Genomic DNA, 21,958 nt, shown 5'->3' with positions numbered 1-21,958 from the left:
TCTCCCATGTGATTTTCCAGTTTTTTTGGATTTCTGGATTTTGGTTCTCACTCTCCCAAATGAAATGGAGGAATTACATTGTACAAGAAAAGTTTTTCGGCAATGTTCGCTAAGTGCTTAGTCGCCGCGTTGTTGGTAGTGAATGTCGCAGGATTGGGAACCGTCCCAGTTGCCCATGCCGCAGCAATAAGTCCATCTGACTTGGTGATCACCGAGATCGTGCCCGCTTCAAGTGGTACAAGTCAATCCTATGAATATATTGAGATCTTTAATAGGACGTCGCAGACGATCGATCTTCAAGACTTCAAATTACAGTACTATACGGATTCACCGTACACGACTCCCAAAAACACATGGCCTATTACTAACAAAACGATTGGACCTAAAAGCTCTTTGGTGCTTTGGTTGAAAAAAACCGATGCCTCCAATGTGCCGCTGATCGTGCCACTGAGCAGCTTTAATGCGAATTATGGCGTCAACCTAACCGCAGAAAGTGTATTCGAAGTTGCCTTGACGACGAGTGGTCAAGGGCTGCATGATTCATCGAAACGGCGAGTAGCGATCGCAGACGTTAATGGAAATGTGATCAGCGGGGCTTACATAAACGATGGAGTAGTTGATGGCACAAATAAACTCGACAAAAGTGTAACTTACACCTACACTGCGGGGAACTTGGATGTAACAAAAATCGCAAACGGACAAATACCCACACCCGGCACGCTAGCAATCCCTTCTGGTTTGACGGCAACACCTTTTTTAAACAGCATTGAATTAAGCTGGAACGCGAATTCAGAAGAGAATTTAGCCGGCTACAAAGTTTACCTTGCAGAGACTCAGCAAGTCTTTACCGTGACAGGTACAACCTATTCGATCCCTGACTTGACGAGCGGAACCACCTATAACATACAAGTAACCGCTAAGGATACCAATGGCAATGAATCTCCACGCTCGTCGTCAGTCCGTACAACCACGCTAACGAATAACGACCTGCCTCCCTCAACACCTGTTGGCTTGATGGTGGTTGCAGGCCCAACATCGACAACGCTTACCTGGAATGCCAACACGGAATCTGATTTAGCAGGCTACAAGGTTTATATGAACGGCAGCAACATTTCAGGTACAGTAACAGGTACGACGTACAAGGTAAACGGATTGACAAACGATGTCACGTATAATTTCACGATCACAGCCGTGGATAACATCGGCCAGGAATCAGCTCTATCGGATGCTCTCGCAGGCACGCCACGACAATATCCTACCCTGATGATCACGGAAGTCGTACCGGATAGCTTGAAGATTGATATGAACAGCGGCACGCCTGATGCCTATGAGTTTGTTGAAATCTATAATACGGGCAGCGAACTCATTCATTTGAAGGACTATAAAGTCATTTACACGACGCCAACTGTATATAAATGGCCGATTACAACCGATATCGTGATTCAGCCAAAGGGAACAGTCGTGTTATGGGCCAAAAATACAAGCAACTCCACAACGAACACAGCTACATTGGCAGGTTTTAATGCAAGCTACGGGACGAACCTGACCACGGATCAGCTTGTTGAAGTTGATGCATTAGGAGGAATGGCCAACGCCTCGCCTAGAACGTTATCTATCGCAGCACCGAACGACGTACCGATCAGCACGGTTTCCTATGACGCGGTAGATGTTGGTGAAAATCGAGGGGCTAATTTCAAATTTCCAACGGATGGAACGATCACATTGCGAAAGCTTGGATATGCCGAAACCGCTACACCAGGTTCCATATTTGCCGCTCAGCAGCCACCATCGCCATCAGACACCATCCCACCGGCCGCACCTACAGGTGTAGCTGCTGCATCACAAACAAACAGCAGCGAATTGAGCTGGAATGCGAACCTGGAGGCAGATGTCGCCTATTACAATGTGTATATGGATGGAACTCTAACTCAAACATTGCTAGGTAATCATACAACCACTACGATCATTAATTTACAAAATAATCGACCATATAAGTTCGAGGTAACAGCAGTAGATACTGCAAGCAATGAATCCTTGAAATCCACTGCGGTAATCGTGACGCCATCAGAAGCGATGCTGCCTAAGCTTCTGATTACAGAGCTTTCTCCAGACACAGGGAACTACTTACCCTCAGGGGCGCCTACCAGTTATGATGCCTATGAATTCGTAGAGATATTCAATTCAAGCAACGCTTCGATAGATCTCCAGGGCTACAAGCTACAATTTACTAGTTCTGATGTGACGAAAAGCTGGGAGAAAACGATCGACCAATCATTCGTGATCGCTCCACGCGAAATTAAGTTAATTTGGACTCGCAATGTCGGACTCGACTTTTATTCGGATGAGCATTTTAATCATTACTATTTCGATGCCTATACGGAAAAGTACATGCCACAAGGACACATATACAAAATAAATGACGTCAACGGTCTCATCAATGCTGGTCAGCAAACGATCGCGATTTCCGATCCGGCTGGAACAGAAATTATCCGTGCTATTTATAACGATAACGGTGCTACTGACTATGCTGAGAAAAAGACAATCACCTATGCTTACCCGTTTGACGGCTCGACTACCATGAGGAAGATCGGTACGATGCAATCCACATCGCCTGGCGTATTGCAGGATGGACAAGTGCCTCCAAGAACGAAAACAGACGATCTTGCCCCCGCAGCTCCGACTGGCGTCATTGCTGTTGCTGGTGAAGGTAACGTTTCGCTCAGCTGGAACGCCAACATAGAATCGGATATCAACGCGTATAAAATTTATAAAAATGGATTGTTGGACATCATGATACCTGCCGGACAAACAACGTTACATGTTCCGCTGCTTCAAGGAGAAATCTCGTATTCCTTCGAGATATCCGCTCTCGATTCATCTGACAACGAATCACTACGATCGGCGATAGTCGCGGCAACGCCAACTCATCAACGCATCACACAAACGGAAAGGGCTATAAATTCATTTAATCCGGCTTACCAAACGCTATGGAACGTAAGCAGTGAAGGAGCCATCATCCCTGGACTTGCCGAAGATTTCGTTCCGCAAGGAATGGCGTACGACAAAGATGAGGATTGGATTATCATCACCAGTTATATGGAGGACAAACGTCCGAGCACCCTGTCGATCATCGACGCCAAAACCGATCAATTGATCAAATATGTAAACCTATATGATGGCAATGTGCCTTATAACGGCCATGCCGGAGGAGTAGCCGTCAGCAAAGATCATGTATGGATTGCTTCCGGGTCAACAATCTATCAACTGAGTAAGGAAGACCTGATCAACGCACCGGATAAAGGCGGCGTCTCTTTCGAAAGCAAGTTTTTAACGATCACTAACGCATCCTTTACTAATTATGCCGACGGCGTTCTATGGGTCGGAGAATATTACTACCCTCCTACCTACACGACACCTGCCAGTCATAAAGTGTTAACCCGCGACAATTCGTACCAATATGCCTGGGTAGCTGGTTACCGATTGGACGACCAAACTGATGTTCTGCCGACTGGTAGAAATGACGGAACTAATGCGGTTGTTCCCGATTTGATTTTGTCCATACCGGATAAAACACAAGGAATGGCGATGCTGCATGACAGCATCATGCTTAGCCAGTCCTATTCGCGGAGCAGGGACAGCAATCTTTTGAAATACAATAAACCTGATTTTAACGGAACAGCCGATACGACCGTAAAGATAAATGCCATTGACGTTCCCTTGTGGTATGTGGATAGTCAAGCGAAAGCAGCCGGCAATAACGATTTGCTCGTCCCACCTATGTTGGAGAATACGATCGAACGTAATGGGAAGCTGTATTTATTGTTCGAATCCGGCGCTAACGAATACCGGGATACCGCCAACTATACGCTTGATCGACTACAGATTGTCGATTTGAGACAGTGGACGAATTATGGGAAACCGTTGGACCCAGAAGGCAACCCATCGCAAGAGTCTGTGCCAACACCTGCACCAAAGCCGGAAACAACCTCGCTTATTGTAAAGCCTGAAGATTTGACTCAGGTGAATGGGAACGTTATTTTCGAGTTATCGGGTGAACAGAACCAGGTTATTCTGCCGGCCAATACGATCGAATTGCTCCAAACCGGCTCTTTGGAAATCATCAGAGACGATCTGAGAGTAACACTAACCCATGATGCTCTACAATTTATTGCTTCACAAGCGACCGAGGGAGAACTGAAAGACGGAACAATTTCCTTCATACTAAACAAATTGGATAAAGAGAATGTAACCACGCAGCTGAATCATGCCTACGGTTCAACAAATGTGGTTGTAAGAAGCGCTAGCGATGCCATTGACTTCCATCTGAGCATTGTGAACAGTACTGGTGAGGAGAAAGAAATCAGCACTTTTGAAACTCCAATCACTATTACCTTTAAGATCAATCCCAATGTGGACACCAACCTGTTGGGCATCTATTATATCGACAATAACGGAAATATGGAGTATGTCGGTGGGGAATTGAAAGGGGATGTATTGGAGGCTCAGTTGAATCACTTCAGTACATACATCACTCTGGAGTACCACAAGCTTTACACGGATGTTCCTGAAGGACATTGGGCGAAACCGGCTATTTCCGAATTAAGTGCAAAGCACGTCGTGCAAGGTGTAACCGATATGACATTCGAACCGGCCAGAGCCGTAACGCGAGCTGAGTTTGCCGCGTTGCTTGCAAGAACTATGATGCTGAAAGCAACACAACGGTCTCCTTTTGCTGACGTCTCCGAGCACGCATGGTATGCCGAAGCCGTCACAGCGCTTGCAGAAGCTGGTATCGTGAACGGAGCCGAAAGTAACAACTTCGCTCCGGACCTCACGATAACTCGCGAACAGATGGCGGTCATGCTGCTTCGGGCTGCGGAAGTCAGCGGGACTCCTGCTGGAGCCGTTAGCATGAAACCGACATTTACGGATGATGACTTGATCAGTGATTGGGCAAGAGAAGCCATTGAGAAAGCAATAGTCCTTGGCTTGATCGAAGGTAAAGACCACAATCGCTTGGATCCGCAAGGTCAGACGTCCCGTGCGGAGAGCGCCAAGGCGATCTCTAATTCATTGAAGAAATTGAAGTCATCCTTGCAATAATGACATCAATGCCAAAAAGATCTGGATGCGCGAAGCACCAGATCTTTTTGTATTTGAAATTTAGCTAAGGCCAGCTTTTGTCAATCCGAATGCTGCATCAGCCGAGCCTGGTACGTTCTTGAAAGCGACATTAATGCGATTCCAAGCATTAATCGCCATTACAGAGAAAGTCAGATCTGAGATTTCTTTTTCAGAGAACTGTCCACGAACACGATCATACAATTCGTCCGGCACACCATGTTCAGGAAGCTTAGTCAGAATCTCTGTCCAAGCAAGTGCCGCCCGCTCGCGCGGCGTAAACAGTGTTGATTCTCTCCATATTGCAGTGTGGTATAGGCGAAGCTCGCCTTCCCCATGAATCTTGGCTTGTTTAACATGCATGTCTAGACAGAATCCGCACCCGTTCATTTGTGAGGCTCTGATGTGAACTAGATCAAGAATCTTCTCTTCAACCGCACTATCATGTTCGGCGTTGCTGAATTCCAGCATTTTTTTGAAAAGCTCCGGTGATTGCTGCATATAATTTAAACGTTGTGTCATAAGTGATTACCTCCTATTTTTTCTGACACTATTAAGACAACTGGCGACTTTAATGTGTGACATCATCTTTTACTCGCTCCCCCTTCTCATACCTGCCAATTTCTGCATAAGCACTTTCCGCTCTGTTCATACTATCTCTGAGATCATAGGCACTGGAGGGAATCATCCTTGGAGGCAATCAGCACGAGTATAGAAGTGAATGAAGACTATCTCAGTGAACAGTTCAAGGATTGCTCCGATATTGTCATACGATCCTTTAAGTTAATGGATGAAACCCAACTTTCACTAACGAAATTCGTATCTATTCTCAATTTCGTTCAGAATATCGATGCTTTCTTCATACCACTTTGGTTGCTTGGAGCTTTCATTAAATTATCCCTATGTTTATTTATTCTTAGCTATGGTTTATCGGAGTGGACAGGAATTCAAAATTGGAAGTTTATCGCTTACGTCATGGCTTTCATCTTGTTGATATACGTCATCTATATCACACACAACCTTCGGCTTTCGTTTACACTTAAGAGCATGTTTCTGATTAGCTTTTTTACCCCGCTGTCTACATTGTCATTCCCTTGATTTTATGGGCAATTGGCAGTATACGACTTCGCCGTAAACCCTCAAATAGCTAAATGTTGTAGTTTATCTGGATTCACAATAATGTAAATTCGTTGAATAGCCATGGTTTGTTCATCCCATTCAAAACAAATGACACCAGTTGGAACACCATCTTGCGATATCAATACCCCTGGCTGCTCATTGACCTGGGCAAGCTGCGCTTTCGAAACTGGGAAGCGACTTTGTGAGAGAGCACCCAATAACTTGAGCACGCGTTCTTTCCAATAGATCGGATGGATAGCTGCCGATACTTTCCCTCCACCGTCTGCAATCAGTATGACATCCTCTGTTAACATATCCACCAAGGATTGAATGTTACCATTCGCAATCGCCGAAATGAATCGTGTCACCAGTTCCTTTTCTTGAACTAGACGGGTGGATGAACTTGCCTGCTTTTCTGAGGACACATCTACCTTCTTCTTGACACGACTGTATATTTTCCGGCAATTCACTTCCGTTTTATTAAACATTTCACCAATTTCACTATGTTCATACGCAAAAACTTCGCGAAGAATAAACACCGCTCTCTCCAAGGGGGTCAGTTTATCCATCAGAATAAGAAAAGCATATGAAATCCTATCATGGCGCTCTGCGCTTTCCAACGGACGATCCTCGCCTAACTGCACGGTTGGTTCTGGCAGCCAATTTCCCACATAGCTAATTCTTTTTTTTCGCGCTGACTTTAATTCATTCAAACATCGATTGACCATCATTTTACTTAAGTATGACTTGGTATTATGAATATTCTCATTGATATGATCATGAATGCTAATGAACAAATCTTGCACCATATCCTCTGCATCTGATCTAGAACCAAGCATCCGGTACGCAATGGAAAATAAATGAGGCTTGTAGGTTGTATACAAATCCTCCATATTCGTTGTAGGTTGATCCATCGTGGAACTTTGCATAATAACCCTCCTTCATTCCTAAAGAGAAACTTCAGTCATTCTGACAAAAAAAAACGTCTTAGATAAGACAAATGGCGGTGTCCATCTGTGACATAAATCTTGAAAAAAAGAACACCAAGGTGTTCGTAGGTTTGGATGGACTTGCGATTCATACATACATCAGCAGGCCATAAGAAAAAGCAGCCATTTGGGCTGCTTTTCCTTATTTCATATATCACAATTTCAGCGAGGTAACTCTACCGATACCTCACGACGGGCCGCCGCGGAGCGCAGCACGCCATCAATAATCGCCTGTTGGATAAGAATCTGCTCACCAGGAATTGGAGCTGGTCGACCATCCCTAACCGCTTCGGCAAAATCGTGTACTTTCTGATCGAACAAATTCAATTTATGCTCGACAAGCGGAACTGGCGTCGCTGTATGTCCGCCGAATTCATCATGGAATAGCGTGATGGATCCTACGGAGCCATCCCATACACCTGACCACGGCCCAGCACCGGCCGGCGTCACTTTAAGCCCCGCATCCGTACCGAGGAACATCGTTGCTCCTAGGGTATCCATGTGCATCGCCCACGAAATTTTGAATTGAAGCACAAGATCATTCTCGAAGCGCACCATCGCAACCCCGAAATCTTCAACTTCGAACTTGCTCGCTTCCGGATGGTACAGGGAGTTCGTACCGAAATGGTTAGACGTAAAGGCAGACACCGTTAGCGGGCGGGGATATCCAAGCGTATTCAGCGCCATATCTAACGAGTAACAACCAATATCCGCCATCGCGCCTGCTCCGGCGAGCTGTTTACTGATGAATGTCCCGCCCGGCATACCCCGACGACGCCCGCCACCAGTCTCTACATAATAGACATTGCCCAGTCGTCCTGATTGCACAATCGTTTGCAGTAGTTTCATATTCGGATCATAGCGAGGCTGGAAACCTAGTGTTAGCATTTTCCCGCTCTCCTTCGCCGCCTGTGTCATATCAACACCTTCTTCAAGTGTCACCGACATCGGTTTCTCAAGTAGAACATTCTTTCCTGAGCGCAACGAATCCACAGTCGTTATGTGATGGGAAACGTTCGGCGTACAAATGCTAACCCCATCCAAATCCAAGCGCAATAAATCCGTATGACTATCAAAGGAAGCAGCTTCCGTTAATCCTTCCGCCTGTGCAAATGCGAACGCCTTGCCTGGAATTACATCTGCCACACCTACAATTTCCACATAATCTAGCTTTTTATACGCGGATATATGGGCTCTGGCAATGCCCCCAGTTCCGATGATCCCAATACGCAGCTTTTTGCTCATCGTCGTCAATCCTTCTTTCTATGAAAGTGTTTGAAGTCCGGAATTCCCCTTCATTTCAATACAGATTGACAATAGCATATAGAAGAACGATTTATTAGTTCATATTGATGCCATAGGACATGTAAGATTGCGACATTCGCATAGGGATCTCTACACAGCCTCTTCGGTTAATCGACATATGGCCTCTTCAAGTATCGTCTGATCTCGAAGAAGCATAAATTTGGCTGAATAATCGGCACAATTTAACACTGATTCCTGCATCACTGACAATGCTTGGTCAAGTGTCATCCATCGAACAACCATCCCTAGTTGTATTTCGTTGTCAGTCAGCATCGGATCGCAGATGCTATCGTTTGCTTTCGCTAGATAACAGTAGGAGAATTGCATATAGTTATTTCTGTTTTTATGCTCTTCGATATATCCCAACTCATGAATGATTTCTGCATCATAACCAGTCTCTTCCTGAATTTCACGTAGAAAGGCATCCTTAGAATCCTCGCCTTCATCTACCCCTCCACCAGGCAGCTTGTACAGATTCGTAGAGGACATATACATCAGTGCAACGTTCATCAGGTTATCAACTACAACACCTCTTGATCCGTATCGAGAGATGGTATCAATATATTCAAGTGCACTACCGAGGATATCGTTGTCTGTAATTTTTCTGATCAGTCGCATGTAATCAACTCCCATTATCTTCATTCGATTTCATTATAAGTGATTGATTAAATTTTGCGTGAAAAAGAAGCACACCTTAAACTTGACTCTCCTCTTAGGGTAAGACTTTAAACTACATAAGGAAGGGAGGAATGAGCCATGCTGTACACGGTCAAAGAAGTTTCGGAGTTATCGAACGTAACCATCAAAACACTGCATCATTATCACAAAATCGGTCTCCTCTTACCAAGCAAAATTAGTGATGCTGGCTATCGTTTTTGATTCGATGCCATCTTGATTTTTTGAATAAACAGGGTCATGTGCTATCCGCGCAGGATTTTGCAGCGCAGACACAATTTTCCTCAGTGATGACTTTCATCTTAAAATTTCTGGAAGATCAACAAACAGGACTAGCTTACTATTTGTCTGCCTTTGCCGCGTCGTTGGCTTTACAGCCATAGAGCAGTCCCGGCCCAATTGTCGCTACGCTATAAGAGAAGTGCAAAAAGAAGGTCCAGTAAGCCGTATAGGTGGCTTATTGGGCCTTCTTCTTATCTCCAAATCACTTTCTGCGAGTCGTTACTCCTGCTGAGGTAGTGTACTTTCGCCTTTTTGAACAAACAAAGTATTTTATTTGAAATACTACCTTGACAGTCATAGTACTATGTCGTATTATAAAGGTGCGAGGTGATGATATGAGCGAGAACAAAATTACATCCGACCTGCTGCGAGGACATACCGATACTATGATTTTACGGCTCTTGTCCGAAGCTGACCGCTACGGGTACGAGATTGTCAAATTGATTGCCGAGCGATCAGGCGGCGAATATGAATTAAAAGAAGCCACGATGTACTCCAGCGTCAAGCGGCTTGAGACAGACGGCGATATCGAGTGGTACTGGGGCGATGAATCTCAGGGCGGACGACGCAAGTATTTCCGGATTACCGAAAAGGGTAAGAGTGCTTACGTCCGTAACAAAAACAATTGGGAGTATTCGAAGCGCGTACTAGAAAACTTATTATAAGGGAGAGATTGCTATGATGAATCCAAAATTGACGAACTATTTGAACAGTGTTTTCACGCCATACGATGGGGTAAAAAGTGTTACTGAATTAAAGACCGACCTGCATTCCGATTTGCAGGAGCGCTACCGCGAACTTAAAGCTGAGGGCAAAGACGATGAAACCGCGTTTCATATGACGATTGAAAGCATCGGCGACATCGAACAAACAATCCTGGAGGTCGCCAACCTCTCCCGCTCACTGGAACGGCAACTCGTGACCAACTTTAGCGCAAGCAACCTTGCAATGGGTGACTTTGCAGGTGTTAAGGCCCATAAAGGTCAATTTAATGCTAGCGCGTTACGCGGTGCCGACTTTGCAGGCGCTGACTTGACTGGCAGCTCGTTTAAGGCCAGCGACGTACGTGAAGCTAATTTTGACCGCGCAAATCTGACGGACTGCACCCTGAATGCAACTGACCTTACTAATGTAAGCTTCAATAAGTCAATCCTTGTACGCACCAACTTCAGCGTTTCGGGAATGGAAGGAGCCAAATTCACAGGTGTAAAACTGACCGACGTCACGCTAAGCAAGATCGATCTTAGAAAAACAATCTTTGAAGATTGTATCTTTGACGGCGTGGACTTCGAATATTCCGACCTGAGCGGGGTGTGTTTTGACGGGCAAACCTTTATCGGCGTTAAGTTTGACAAATCGGCAGTAAGCGAAGTTTCATTTAAAGGCGCTATACTCAAGAATGTGTCCTTTCAAGCGTTCTTTTCGTTGACCAACAAGTATTACCGTGCTTTCAAAACCATATGCTTTGATGAGGCAGTCATGGATAAACTGACCTATGCTTCGCTTAAAGGCATGGGGGCCGATTTGTCTAAGGTTACTATTCGATAAGGAGGGGGAAGTTATGCCCAATAATTCGATTCAAGTCAAAGGACTGCACAAGTCCTACAAGCAGCATCAAGTCCTAAAGGGTGTTGATTTCGAGGTGGAAAAGGGCAGTATTTTCGCCCTTCTCGGCTCTAACGGGGCTGGCAAAACAACAGTTGTCAAAATCCTTACCACGCTGCTCAAACAAGACAGCGGAACGGCCACTGTAAACGGATTCGACGTTACGAAGCAACCCGATCATGTCCGGCAGGCGATCTCTCTGACCGGTCAATTTGCCGCGGTGGACGAAATATTAACCGGTCGGGAAAATCTGATCATGATTGCCAAGCTGCGATACCTCAAAAATCCACGTCAGGTTGCGGACGACTTACTAACTCGCTTCGACCTGACAGAAGCCGCTGACCGCAGAGCGTCTACTTATTCAGGTGGTATGCGGCGCAGACTTGATATCGCCTTGAGCCTTGTGGGAAAACCACAGATCATTTTCCTCGACGAGCCGACCACTGGCCTTGACCCCGAGGCACGTATCGAAGTTTGGAAGATTGTCAAAGAACTTGCCGACGGTGGCACGACGGTACTCCTGACCACGCAGTATTTGGAAGAGGCTGAGCAGCTTGCTGACAGAATTGCTATTCTTCATGAGGGTAAGATTATCGCCAGCGGCACGCTCTCAGATCTCAAAAAGCTCTTTCCATCTGCAAAGGTGGAGTATGTTGAAAAACAGCCATCATTAGAGGACATCTTCCTCTCTATCGTCGGCAAAAAGGAGGCGAAGTAAATGGAAACGGCAAAGAATCATTTCTTCACCGATATTAACGTTATGCTAGGACGTTCCATGCGCCATATTTTCCGTAGTATGGACACCATCATCACGGTCTGCATCACGCCAATTGCAATGATGCTCCTGTTCGTCTATGTGTTAGGCGGCGCCATTCAAACCGGAACGGATAACTATGTGAATTACCTGTTGCCAGGCATATTGCTTATGGCGATCGCAAGCGGAATAGCCTATACATCTTACCGCCTGTTTATGGATAAACAGCGAGGCATATTCGAGCGGTTTCACACGATGCCGATTTCACGTTCCGCCTTACTTTGGGGGCATGTACTGACCTCTCTAGTTTCCAACGCCATATCACTAGTCGTCATCATTCTTGTAGCATTGATTATGGGTTTTCGTTCTTCCGCGGGTATACTGCCTTGGCTTGCCGTAGTAGGCATACTTGCGTTGTTTACACTGGCGCTAACTTGGGTCGCGGCGATTGCCGGACTGTCCGCAAAAACGATTGAAGGTGCAAGCGCATTCTCTTATCCGCTTATCTTCCTGCCATTTATCAGTTCGGCGTTTGTGCCGACCGAGTCGATGCCGACAGTTGTACGCGCCTTTGCTGAAAACCAGCCAGTGACCTCGATTGTGAACGCCATCCGTGCGCTACTGGCAGAGCAGTCGGTGGGCAATGATATATGGATCGCTCTTGCGTGGTGCGTTGGGATTTTGTTAGTATCCTTTTTCTTTGCGATGAGGGTGTATAAGAATCGGGTGTAACCATTCAGATTTGTAAAAAACATAAAAAATCCCGATGTAGAAGGCTTTGAGCCACATCGGGATACTCTTATTAGTGACAAAGTGAATGACAACTCACAACGGTTATGCTTTCCTATCCTTACGCCATCCTGTAGAGAGATAATAATTACTGTTCTCTTCAATTCCCCCTCATCAATCCCCGCTATCCCTTACCCCACAAGGAATTTAAGCCTCAATCGAGTAATAAATCAAGATAATAATTACTGTCCTCATCGATTACATAATCGGAGTGAAAACTGGCTGAAAACTGGTTCAATTGTGAACGAAACGAGATAATAATTACTGTCCTTTTATGTCAGATCGAAGGTTTGAATAGATGCATAGGAAAAGGCTATTCAAATTCCCCTCTGCCTTTTACTCTTATATTTCGGCCGCTGTATCGAAACACGCTGTATCCCTTGCTATTACTGACTTTTCTCATATATGTATTCGGTTTAATCTCCTTGTTTCCTTCCAGCTACCCCTCTTCTCTTCACCCTGATTACAACGAAAAAGACTGGAATTTTGATCGAGAAAAAAATCGACCAGTTTCCAGTCTTTAGTGTATCCGTGGACAGTTATTTTTACCCATGGACACTTATTTAGGTTGGTGGACAGGAATTATTTACTGATTAAAAAGTAATGATAGTAAAATAAGGAGTTTTACTATCATTAGGAAAAGTCGTATGGAGTATCAGAGATAACACACTAGTTGGAGATCAGAGGGATTAGATAAAGAACTTTGTCAGATCATAGTTTGATTAGATACTAGGGCAGAAATCCAGCACATCTCCTTTTTTTTATTTTCCCCATGGCTTTTTCCATGGATTTAGATTACTTTCTGTCTTGTTCTGCTCGTCAAATTCCCTTACCCTCGATTCTACCAAACAAAAAACCAGTCAGAACACAAAATAAAGTTTTAGACTGGGTTAATTTTGAAGTAAATGTTGACTCGTCTGTAGGCAATCTAGCATTTTTAAATTTTCTTTCTATCCCAGATGCACGAAGGTTACCTGAATGTAAAATTCCATTCCTAAGAGCATTAATGAGTTGAGCATAATATTGAACTTTTTCGTCGAAATTTTCTATGTTATGTGAACTCGATATAAACTCATGACTTTTTAAAAAGTGAATTGTTCTATCGGTGAAGTCTGACCCAAGACTACTTGAAAACTTAGTTATTCCGATAGAAATTGATTCTCTTTCTTCTGGAGAATAGTTAGCATCTTGATTTACTTTGTTCTTTAAATTATTCAGCATTTCAATTTTCATCGTAACTTCATCATTAGAGACATTAGAAGCATTTAAGTCAATGAGAATATTAATAAGAGGTCCTAATAGTGCAATTTTCGTATCAAGATATGCATTTTTCTGCATCTCAATATAAAAAAATATTAACTTATCAAGTTTATTTGCTTTTACATTCTGAGAACTAATGGTAGTCAAAATATGCTCTATTTTTAAGATCACATTTCGGAATGATCCTTTTAGTTCTAATTGATCTCCTGAATATTTATTCCAATCTTCCAATGTTTCAATCTCCAGGCATATATAATCACCAACAAAAAACCATCCTTTGCTGTCGAATGTATCCTGTTCAATGATTTCATGTCTCTTATAACCGCTATTCTTAACATCTTCGTAATTTTCAACTTTTACAAACGTATATTCACAAATTGAAAATTCATTTACTGAATCCAAAAACAAGTTATAAACTTTCTGCATAACTCTCCTCCTTATCAAATGATATTTTAGATCTATTCCGATCCGAGGAGAAATAGGAATCCACTCCTGATTTTCCTCGGCTCTTAGGCAAACTATTTAAGTTTAGTAGACTTAGTGGGAGAGTGACAGAATAATGCACCAATGTATCCCTTGTTCAATTCTCATTTTTGGGCCTACAAAGGAGCATGCTTAGCAATATCAAGGCTCTACATTGGATTTTATTCCCTCAATAAGAATCGAAATCATACTTTCTGTACTACTGGTTTAGAACCTACCTGATTAGTTCTTATATTTCTTTATTACCCCCACCAAATCCACGAATTTAAATCTCATAACTCCGAGAGAACTCATGAGAAACTCAAAGAAACATAATGAAATTGGATACGAATTGTGACAAACTGCAATGTTTTTGCGGGATTTTCCAAAGCACCCTTGCGCCTGCAAAATTCTAATGCAGATAAGGATCGTACGTAAAAAGGAAGAATTTATTATTTGCAAAAAAGAGAAAAACTATTAAATTCTAAATTTCAGCTATGCCTTCTTTTAAAAGGAAGTTTTTCCTTAACGCATTAAAAAAGCGATCAATATCATTTGATTGCATACCTCTTAATAGCTTATTTTGGCATACGGTTTCTTTGAAACCATGTAGTTGTATTAGATTAGTGTAAGTAATGTTTAACCTTTGAAACCTGTGTAATGATAATAGTTCAAATATTCTTACTGATACATCATAGATATCTTTAAACAACTGTAAATCTAATTCTATTTTCTTAACTAAGTGAAGGTTAGCAATATCATAATGTGCAATATAATAATGTCTTAGATCAATAATATCCCTCACAAGTTCTTTTCCACGCTTGATCAAGTCCTTGACTTCTCCACGATTAAATTCTTTAACTGATTCTCTTAAGTCTGAGATACAAGATAGAAAATTGTAATGCTTCAAATAATCAAATCCAAAATTGTTAGATTGTTCAGGTTTTGCAGTTGAAAACAATTTTGTAGAAGTAAGAATCAAAACAAGATAAGAATTATTAATAAACTGCTTGACAAAGATCAAGTCAGTCGGAAATACTCCTTTAACTTTAAACTCATCATTAATAAACTTCAATATTTTCTCACAATAGAATAAATTCACATCAAAATTTATTAACTCATTTCTTATAAGACCAGTCATACCTTCAAAATTATCCCTTTTTTCACTACACAGAATATTTTTATAATAAAACCTTTCTTTATAGCTGTACATGTTGTGCGTAGTTTCTGTTATCCTATTTTGAAGAAAAATAATACAATAGATATATCCTTCCTGGTCAGTTACACCTGCTTCAGTTAAGTATAGCTTTAGCAAATAATCTGCCACAAGCTTCCTACGAAATATGTGTTTACCTTCAATTCCATCAATATCATCTTTGTCATTGTTTCTTTCTATAGAATCTTTCAGAAAAATAATTTCTTCACTGTTGACTTCATCATCACTCATCAATAAAAGTGTTATTTCATCAACATTTTGCAGTAATAAATTAAAAATTTCAATTGTATAAAGCTCTTGCTCATAGAACATTGATATATGTTTAACAGCATCTTGAATTCGATTAATTATATTTCCCAAATGAAGTCGTCTCCCTTTTAAGATTTTTTTCTGTAACGAACATGTTCTTCTCTATGACTATTAGTAGATCTCTTCTTGTAAATCCGCCATCATTTGTGTGAATATTTAAAACCTCCACAATATTATCTATAGTTAGATTATACCATTCATATACACTCCGAATTGGCATGTTTTCTCCAAAGATGCGGAGATCAAATAAAAAAAGAACGGCCGAGGAAACACAGGAGTTGATACCTGAATCTCTCGGCTCATATTTCTTAGGCAGACTTTTATTAAGAATCATTGGGATATCATCGAACTTCTGAACTTCTGGCGAATTCTTAGAGGTCAATAATGTTTTGCGGTGGACGAATTACCCTATAGAAATTTAGTGCATTCTTATGTTTAAGCTTTACCTCATGATTATCGGTTTGAAGAATTCTTCTTTCAAGTATTCATCAAAATTAACATCAGCCCAAGAAACCCATTCTATTGCATTATCAAGATATCGTCCTTCATTTTTAACAGGCACCTCGTACGGTATAACCAATCCATTCCCAACTACCACATTTTGAAAAAACGGAGCATTTAAGCAGGAAGTATGGCATGCACCACCAAACCATTGCTGGTTTTGTTCCGTTAAATATGCATCAACTATTGGCTGACTGATATACATATTGTTGGTTTGATCTATAAAGCATTCACCATAACTTACACCTACACGAAATGGCAGGTCCAAATTTGCTGAAATAAGCCATTAGTGCACCTATCGCATCAAAAAAGTTGGCTACAGGGACAATTGTATCATGATTTTCCTCAGCCACATCGACCCACATTAAAAGAGTATCGCTAAAAATAACTGAATTTACAACTTCGATTTGCAGACGATATTCCCCTTGACCATTGATCGTATGAACTCTTTGATTTGTCGCTTGATCTATGGCATCCCTTTTTAGTCGTTGAAATCTTTCCACTGCCTCTTGTAACTCTGTCTGCTCGATAAACTGCCTAAATCCTATAATATCACACATTGCAATATCACGATTACCGTATGACACATCGTCGCCTCCAACGGGATGCCAGATTTTACAATTGCATTAACTATCGCTTTCTGTAAGCTTACAGCTAGTATTATTGATAATACTGGGTATAAAACCGATAAGGAGTGATAAACCGCACCGGTTTCTGCTCCAGATAATCCATGACCTGAACAAATTCTGTGAAATCCGCAGCATTCCAGTGTGGGGGGTGAATTTGAAGTAATAGATATTTCTTGTCTACCCCCTTGGCTTCATATTGCTGCTGGAAAGCTTCTAGATTGGGGTGAATGACAGGGTGCTCAATATCAACAACCCGCTCCAGCACTGCTTTGCTGCTCAGGCGACCAAACAGCCAAACCATAAGATCCGGCACTGCTTCCAAAGCTCTCGTTGTATGATCATCTATGGCATTGCCCGGTGCTCCGAATGTGCGAAGCACTACCCCTAAACGCTTGCGTGCCAACTGTTGTGTGCGCAAAAGATGCTCCAACTGATATTCAGCTGACGTATTCTGAAACTCGTAGCATACAACGTTTTGATCGTTTTCCTTAGATAGCATGTGATCGTATCCATGGTTCCAGATTTCATGACCGTTCTTTTCTATCAGTTGCTTCACTCTGTAAACAAACCGTTCATCTGCGTTTTCCAGGGTATTCCCGATAAGCCCCAAGCTTGCAACAATTCCGCGTCGCTCCATCTCATTAAAGAAACGATTCCATGCCGGAGACAAGCCATCGGGGCTATCCTCCGAATAGACTAGATCATCAGCTTTAAGAATAATCCATTGTCCATCAAAGGCAAAATTATCAGTGCCCATATTACACTTCATTTTCCGATTCTCTCCTTTTTTATTTAATTTCCATCTAAGATGATATTTTATATATTAATAGAATAAATTTATATTTTGATTCTTTGATACTTTTTAACCTTCTACTCTTTCTAGATCATTAGACACTCAACAGAAATCTAAGAAACTGATTCCCTTGAATAATATTCCAAACCTATAACATCAAGTCTTTCTTAGATTGGAAATGTAATTTACCAATAAAGGACGAATAACTTTAAAAGTTGCTTTCAATGAGTACTGAAGAATTGCAAAAATCATAAATACTTTTTTATATATTCAAAGTTTGGCATTAGATCCAATTTATATGCTTTTCTTATTAAATAATAAAAGCTTTTATATGAGCAAAACTGATAAACCTTCAACATTTACGCTCGTCGCATTCGGGTTAAGCTGTTCTACTACCTGTAACTTAATTTTAAAAATAACCAATTTGCAATAATATATAATAATAAATAAATTGGTAGTGACAAACTATTTTCCCAATGAGTATGATTGACAAAATGAAGCCACTGATCAAATAATGGATGTCCAATGTACGTTGTGAGAAAACTAAATAGACTACCTTTTATGAATACTTGTTTTATCGAATCACTTTTTATCATAAACATTATAATTACAGGTATAAGAGTAAAATCATACGGGAGAATTCCAATTGGTATAGGCAATAATTGTACATTGTACTCCCAGTAACCCAATGTGACTCCCAAAGCATCCAATATGCATGAAATGAGAGCTATGACAGCCCCGGCGTATAAACGTTGTTTTCTATAATCTCTTCTATCGTAGATCAACCACAATATCCATGGTAATACGGATAATGCTAGACAAGTCCACCATTTCCAAGAAATTATACTGCTCCGAACAAAATCTTCGATTGGAACCACCTCCTGGTATTCGTTCTCAATCTTTTTTGGCCTAATTATGCACTTTACAGTAATGTTCAACTCAATAAAATATCTTTCAGAGGTTTCAAAGCTCCACCTCGTTCATGCCCAATGCCTTGCTAGCTAGTAGGTTCGGGTCTCCATTGACATATTCGGGAAGCTTCGGATATGGGAAAACGTCAAGCTGGTGTACGCTGAAATGTTGCCGGATCAGATCGAAAATCGAGACACCTTTGGGGTATTCCTCTATCTGGACATATTTTATCAACTAGCTCTATTGACCACTTTGACTCATGATTGATCCCTCAATCAGCAGCTCGGAGATGATTCCAGTCATTAGGAATTAATCATGAATTCCGCCGTCTCCATGGAATATCCGGATTTCGAAGGAGCTGCTGCCTACGAAATCCGGGTGGTCCTGTACGAATGTGCTTATGCTCAGTCACTCGTCTCTAGGTTGATCTGCGCCGTTCCTCCTTTACGCATCGCCTGCGACAATAGCCTTTTGGCTTCTTAAGATTCGCTGCAATTCGGAAACGTTTACCTCCCGTGTTGCGATTTTTTGCCTGACCGAAAGTGCAGCAGCTACGCCTGCCGCTTGGCCGATAGCCATACAATGGGATTGAACGCGCGAGGAAGCCAATGCTTCATGGGTTGCTGAAATATTGCGTCCTGCGACCAGCACATTGTCGAGGCCCAACGGAAGCAAGCATCTGTAGGGTATATCATATGCCCCCTCCAATTCCGTCCATTGGTTGGTCATATCCCTCGGGTTATGAATATCAATCGGGAAGCAGCCTTTGGCAATGCCGTCAGCGAAGCTCCGTCCTTTCAGAACGTCGTTTTCATTCAGGATGTAATCCCCGACAATTCTCCGCGTCTCTCTAACTCCGACTTTCGAAGCTAAGCCAGAAATTGAAGCTTTGGAGAATCCGGGAAAGTACTTCCGGGCGAATTGAGCCAAAGAAATTGCTTGATCCCTCAACTCAAGCTCTGCCCGGATTAGGTCCCGATTGTCGGTGCCATCAATCTCATTTAATCTTGTCGCATTGAACAGCACATCCCCTTTTCGGTAATCGGAAAAAAGTGTGACGCGCTCACGTCCGAGATTAAGCTCACCTTGCTGCCGCCCTCGAAGGACCAGATTGTTAAAGCCGCTGAAAGCGACCATCGAGTCAGAAAAATACGAAGGCAGGTTTGGCGGCAAGATCGGATAGGTAACCCAGACGAGTTCATCCTCATGCTGCCGTGTGTATTCGATAAGAGAGTCAGTATCAACATAGCTCATCTTGAAAATCGAAGTTACCGGCTGTACAGCCCCATCTTTTTGGCGTCCGTATTCGTAACGAGCGCCGGCCATGACAGCAATATCCCCGTCACCGGTACAATCAATAAAAACACTTGCTTTTATGAGTTGCTTCGAGGATTTAGTCACAGTTCCTATGGATTTAACGAGGCCGCTCTCAGTTTCGACTTGATCGACTCTCGTGTTTAACCGAAGGTCGACACCGGCTTCCGTCACGATTTTGTTCAATACGAATTTAAGAATTTCGACATCAAAGGGGGTGATATGTCCGCCTGTCCCCCACGTGCTGTTCGGATCCTTGTAAGGGCACTTGATCGTCCCCGTAGACCCTTCGTATTCCACAAGCAAGTCTACAATTTCTTGGAACACTCCCCGAATAACTTGGGTATCTTTGTAGAAGTTGGTCATCCATGGGCCGACCATGCTTCCGGTGCCCGCACCGCCTAGATACGGGGTCGGCTCGATCAAGACCGTCCGAGCCCCAGCTCTCGCAGCTGCAACCGCTGCAGCCACACCCGCCGGACCTCCTCCAATCACTGCAACATCATATGGCTGCGTTAAAGTCATTCCGAATAACTTCCCTTCAAGTGGTTTCATTATTTACCTAACAAAATCTTATCACCGTTTTTCTTCATGTTTGCGATTGTGGCTGCCGACGTTTGTTCGCCGAGCAGTGCTTTTTCTACTTCCTCATTGACCACCTTAGTCAGTTCCGGAAGCTTTTCCACATTCGAATCCACGACATAGTCATTTTCGGAGAAGATCACACGCTTAAACGATTCCAGATCAAACAGTTTTTCCGGATTATCGCCAAGCAGCAGCTTAAGTACTTTGTTCCTGTCCACCTTTTTCCAAGAAGGCACCCGTCCTGAGGCAATTAACGGTTCGTTTCCTTCTGTCACATACCATTTAAGGAATTTCCAGGACGCATCCTTATATTTGGAATCAGCGTTGATAGATACGTAATCGAAATAGGAAGTACCGCCACCTGGATATTTGCCCACCGAAGAAATGTTAGGTGTCGGCGCCAATGCCGTTACAAAGTCATGTGGAAAGTTTTTTATATCCTTAATCGTCCGAATGCTGGCCGTACCGCAGAGATTCATGGCTGCTTTTCCGGTAGCGAACATGCTGGTGCCCTGCAATTTAGTAGTGTTCGCTTCCGCATATGCCGGCTGCGCTTTTAGGTTCCGTTCCAAATTGACCATGACATCGATATATTTCTTGAATGGCGGTGCATCGAAATTGCTCGTTCCGTCCTTTTTATAGTACGCATCTGGACCGAGCTCCGTCTTGACGATCGAATTCATCCAGGCGGTCTTCGGCTCCAAACAGCCAATAAATGAACCATAACGTTTGCTCGCCCCATCGCCTTTCGTCAATTTGGCGGCATAATCCGCGTATTCGTCCAAAGTCCACGTTTTGGGAATGGGAAGACCCGCTTCGTCCAGGTAGCTTTTATTTAAAGATACGAATTCATTTAAAATAATGGCCGGAATATAATAGGAGCTGTTGTTAATCTTTAGAATGGATTTATCGCCGAAATTCTCTTCAATGTTGAACTTGTCTTTGGCGAAATAGCTGTCGAGAGGCTCTGCAATCTTCGCCTTAATTCGCTTTTGCATTGGTGCCATACCGTAGTTAATAAAAACGTCTACCTGCCCACCCGCCAATAAGGCTGTATCCAGCTTCGTGTTGCCTGCATCGTCATTCACGTACCGAAGATATTCCACCTGAATATTCGGATTGGCCTTATTCCAGTTGTCGACCATCTGCTGAGGACCGTTTTCAGGTGGAATCGCTCCCCACATCTTTAATTTAATCACCTCATTTTTGGCCGGCGTTGTCACCGTTCCTTCTATCTGCTTGCCCACATTGTCCGTATTCGATTGCGAACAGGCTACAAGCCCCATCATACTTAAAACCAATCCTGTCAAAAGTAATTTCTTCATATGAACCCTCCTT

General features: G+C 42.8%; 19 protein-coding genes and 1 pseudogene. 7 read left to right on the top strand and 13 right to left on the bottom strand.

Features of this window, described 5'->3' with window-relative positions; translation table 11 throughout:
* The first annotated feature begins 78 nt into the window (after nucleotides 1-78).
* Complete coding sequence (locus ASG89_RS02355) at nucleotides 79-5,103, top strand: lamin tail domain-containing protein (protein WP_057308694.1); 5,025 nt, start codon at nucleotides 79-81, stop codon at nucleotides 5,101-5,103.
* Nucleotides 5,104-5,163: 60 nt separating this feature from the next.
* On the opposite strand, the gene ASG89_RS02350 is transcribed toward ASG89_RS02355, so the two are convergent.
* Nucleotides 5,164-5,643, bottom strand: coding sequence for a carboxymuconolactone decarboxylase family protein (locus tag ASG89_RS02350; RefSeq protein WP_057308693.1), 480 nt, complete (start codon nucleotides 5,641-5,643; stop codon nucleotides 5,164-5,166).
* Nucleotides 5,644-5,811: 168 nt separating this feature from the next.
* On the opposite strand from ASG89_RS02350, the gene ASG89_RS02345 reads away from it, so the two are divergent.
* Complete coding sequence (locus tag ASG89_RS02345) at nucleotides 5,812-6,219, top strand: GerAB/ArcD/ProY family transporter (RefSeq protein WP_057308692.1); 408 nt, start codon at nucleotides 5,812-5,814, stop codon at nucleotides 6,217-6,219.
* A gap of 41 nt (nucleotides 6,220-6,260) precedes the next feature.
* Here the strand turns inward: ASG89_RS02345 and ASG89_RS02340 are convergent, their stop codons facing one another.
* From ASG89_RS02340 to ASG89_RS02330, 3 genes are all read right to left on the bottom strand, one after another.
* Complete coding sequence (locus tag ASG89_RS02340; protein ID WP_057308691.1) at nucleotides 6,261-7,169, bottom strand: RNA polymerase sigma-70 factor; 909 nt, start codon at nucleotides 7,167-7,169, stop codon at nucleotides 6,261-6,263.
* A gap of 222 nt (nucleotides 7,170-7,391) precedes the next feature.
* Nucleotides 7,392-8,474 carry a Gfo/Idh/MocA family protein gene (locus ASG89_RS02335; RefSeq protein WP_057308690.1) on the bottom strand — a complete coding sequence of 361 codons (1,083 nt, stop codon included), beginning with the start codon at nucleotides 8,472-8,474 and terminating at the stop codon, nucleotides 7,392-7,394.
* A 150-nt stretch (nucleotides 8,475-8,624) separates the two neighbouring features.
* Entirely contained in the window at nucleotides 8,625-9,152 is a 528-nt protein-coding gene (locus ASG89_RS02330; protein ID WP_057308689.1) for an NUDIX hydrolase, read from the bottom strand.
* 138 nt (nucleotides 9,153-9,290) lie between these two features.
* On the opposite strand from ASG89_RS02330, the pseudogene ASG89_RS38540 reads away from it, so the two are divergent.
* The 5 genes and pseudogenes from ASG89_RS38540 to ASG89_RS02310 all read left to right on the top strand — a co-directional run.
* Nucleotides 9,291-9,407 (top strand): annotated as a pseudogene (locus tag ASG89_RS38540) (MerR family DNA-binding transcriptional regulator); the annotation flags it as partial.
* 419 nt (nucleotides 9,408-9,826) lie between these two features.
* The gene (locus ASG89_RS02325) at nucleotides 9,827-10,156 is read left to right on the top strand and encodes a PadR family transcriptional regulator (protein WP_057308688.1); all 330 of its coding nucleotides are present in this window, start codon (nucleotides 9,827-9,829) and stop codon (nucleotides 10,154-10,156) included.
* Nucleotides 10,157-10,172: 16 nt separating this feature from the next.
* Nucleotides 10,173-11,039 carry a pentapeptide repeat-containing protein gene (locus tag ASG89_RS02320; RefSeq protein WP_057308802.1) on the top strand — a complete coding sequence of 289 codons (867 nt, stop codon included), beginning with the start codon at nucleotides 10,173-10,175 and terminating at the stop codon, nucleotides 11,037-11,039.
* A gap of 13 nt (nucleotides 11,040-11,052) precedes the next feature.
* Nucleotides 11,053-11,814 carry an ABC transporter ATP-binding protein gene (locus tag ASG89_RS02315; RefSeq protein WP_057308687.1) on the top strand — a complete coding sequence of 254 codons (762 nt, stop codon included), beginning with the start codon at nucleotides 11,053-11,055 and terminating at the stop codon, nucleotides 11,812-11,814.
* Complete coding sequence (locus ASG89_RS02310) at nucleotides 11,815-12,582, top strand: ABC transporter permease (RefSeq protein WP_057308686.1); 768 nt, start codon at nucleotides 11,815-11,817, stop codon at nucleotides 12,580-12,582.
* An 876-nt stretch (nucleotides 12,583-13,458) separates the two neighbouring features.
* On the opposite strand, the gene ASG89_RS02305 is transcribed toward ASG89_RS02310, so the two are convergent.
* The 9 genes from ASG89_RS02305 to ASG89_RS02260 form a co-directional block, all read right to left on the bottom strand.
* Nucleotides 13,459-14,325 (bottom strand): hypothetical protein, encoded by an 867-nt coding sequence (locus ASG89_RS02305; protein ID WP_057308685.1) that lies wholly within the window; start codon nucleotides 14,323-14,325, stop codon nucleotides 13,459-13,461.
* Between the two features lie 520 nt (nucleotides 14,326-14,845).
* Entirely contained in the window at nucleotides 14,846-15,937 is a 1,092-nt protein-coding gene (locus ASG89_RS02300; RefSeq protein ID WP_057308684.1) for a hypothetical protein, read from the bottom strand.
* A 391-nt stretch (nucleotides 15,938-16,328) separates the two neighbouring features.
* Nucleotides 16,329-16,592, bottom strand: a complete 264-nt coding sequence (locus ASG89_RS37390; protein WP_057308682.1) for a hypothetical protein — start codon at nucleotides 16,590-16,592, stop codon at nucleotides 16,329-16,331.
* 25 nt (nucleotides 16,593-16,617) lie between these two features.
* Nucleotides 16,618-16,974: a hypothetical protein gene (locus ASG89_RS02285; protein WP_057308681.1), complete on the bottom strand. Its 357-nt coding sequence runs from the start codon at nucleotides 16,972-16,974 to the stop codon at nucleotides 16,618-16,620.
* A 73-nt stretch (nucleotides 16,975-17,047) separates the two neighbouring features.
* A complete protein-coding gene (locus ASG89_RS02280) occupies nucleotides 17,048-17,785 on the bottom strand; it encodes a DUF2334 domain-containing protein (protein WP_057308680.1) in 738 nt (245 codons plus the stop codon).
* 416 nt (nucleotides 17,786-18,201) lie between these two features.
* Nucleotides 18,202-18,687, bottom strand: a complete 486-nt coding sequence (locus ASG89_RS38535) for a CBO0543 family protein (protein ID WP_414813237.1) — start codon at nucleotides 18,685-18,687, stop codon at nucleotides 18,202-18,204.
* A gap of 85 nt (nucleotides 18,688-18,772) precedes the next feature.
* Nucleotides 18,773-18,955: a hypothetical protein gene (locus ASG89_RS02270; protein ID WP_057308678.1), complete on the bottom strand. Its 183-nt coding sequence runs from the start codon at nucleotides 18,953-18,955 to the stop codon at nucleotides 18,773-18,775.
* Between the two features lie 210 nt (nucleotides 18,956-19,165).
* Complete coding sequence (locus ASG89_RS02265) at nucleotides 19,166-20,590, bottom strand: FAD-dependent oxidoreductase (protein WP_082592613.1); 1,425 nt, start codon at nucleotides 20,588-20,590, stop codon at nucleotides 19,166-19,168.
* On the bottom strand, nucleotides 20,590-21,945 hold the full coding sequence (locus tag ASG89_RS02260) for an ABC transporter substrate-binding protein (RefSeq protein WP_057308676.1): 1,356 nt from the start codon (nucleotides 21,943-21,945) through the stop codon (nucleotides 20,590-20,592). The genes ASG89_RS02265 and ASG89_RS02260 overlap by 1 nt, the downstream gene beginning before the upstream one ends.
* Between the last annotated feature and the right edge of the window lie 13 nt (nucleotides 21,946-21,958).

The organism is Paenibacillus sp. Soil766 (assembly GCF_001428105.1).
Taxonomy (GTDB): Bacteria; Bacillota; Bacilli; order Paenibacillales; family NBRC-103111; genus Paenibacillus_E.
This window is presented reverse-complemented; position numbering and strand designations above follow the sequence as displayed.

Coding starts and splice junctions, on each gene's coding strand:
- ASG89_RS02335 (WP_057308690.1), bottom strand. CDS start 8,474: ATGAGCAAAAAGCTGCGTATTGGGATCATCGGAACTGGGGGCATTGCC.
- ASG89_RS02315 (WP_057308687.1), top strand. CDS start 11,053: ATGCCCAATAATTCGATTCAAGTCAAAGGACTGCACAAGTCCTACAAG.
- ASG89_RS02305 (WP_057308685.1), bottom strand. CDS start 14,325: ATGCAGAAAGTTTATAACTTGTTTTTGGATTCAGTAAATGAATTTTCA.
- ASG89_RS02260 (WP_057308676.1), bottom strand. CDS start 21,945: ATGAAGAAATTACTTTTGACAGGATTGGTTTTAAGTATGATGGGGCTT.
- ASG89_RS02340 (WP_057308691.1), bottom strand. CDS start 7,169: ATGCAAAGTTCCACGATGGATCAACCTACAACGAATATGGAGGATTTG.
- ASG89_RS02350 (WP_057308693.1), bottom strand. CDS start 5,643: ATGACACAACGTTTAAATTATATGCAGCAATCACCGGAGCTTTTCAAA.
- ASG89_RS02325 (WP_057308688.1), top strand. CDS start 9,827: ATGAGCGAGAACAAAATTACATCCGACCTGCTGCGAGGACATACCGAT.
- ASG89_RS02265 (WP_082592613.1), bottom strand. CDS start 20,590: ATGAAACCACTTGAAGGGAAGTTATTCGGAATGACTTTAACGCAGCCA.
- ASG89_RS02280 (WP_057308680.1), bottom strand. CDS start 17,785: ATGAAGTGTAATATGGGCACTGATAATTTTGCCTTTGATGGACAATGG.
- ASG89_RS02320 (WP_057308802.1), top strand. CDS start 10,173: ATGAATCCAAAATTGACGAACTATTTGAACAGTGTTTTCACGCCATAC.
- ASG89_RS02310 (WP_057308686.1), top strand. CDS start 11,815: ATGGAAACGGCAAAGAATCATTTCTTCACCGATATTAACGTTATGCTA.
- ASG89_RS02330 (WP_057308689.1), bottom strand. CDS start 9,152: ATGCGACTGATCAGAAAAATTACAGACAACGATATCCTCGGTAGTGCA.
- ASG89_RS37390 (WP_057308682.1), bottom strand. CDS start 16,592: ATGTATATCAGTCAGCCAATAGTTGATGCATATTTAACGGAACAAAAC.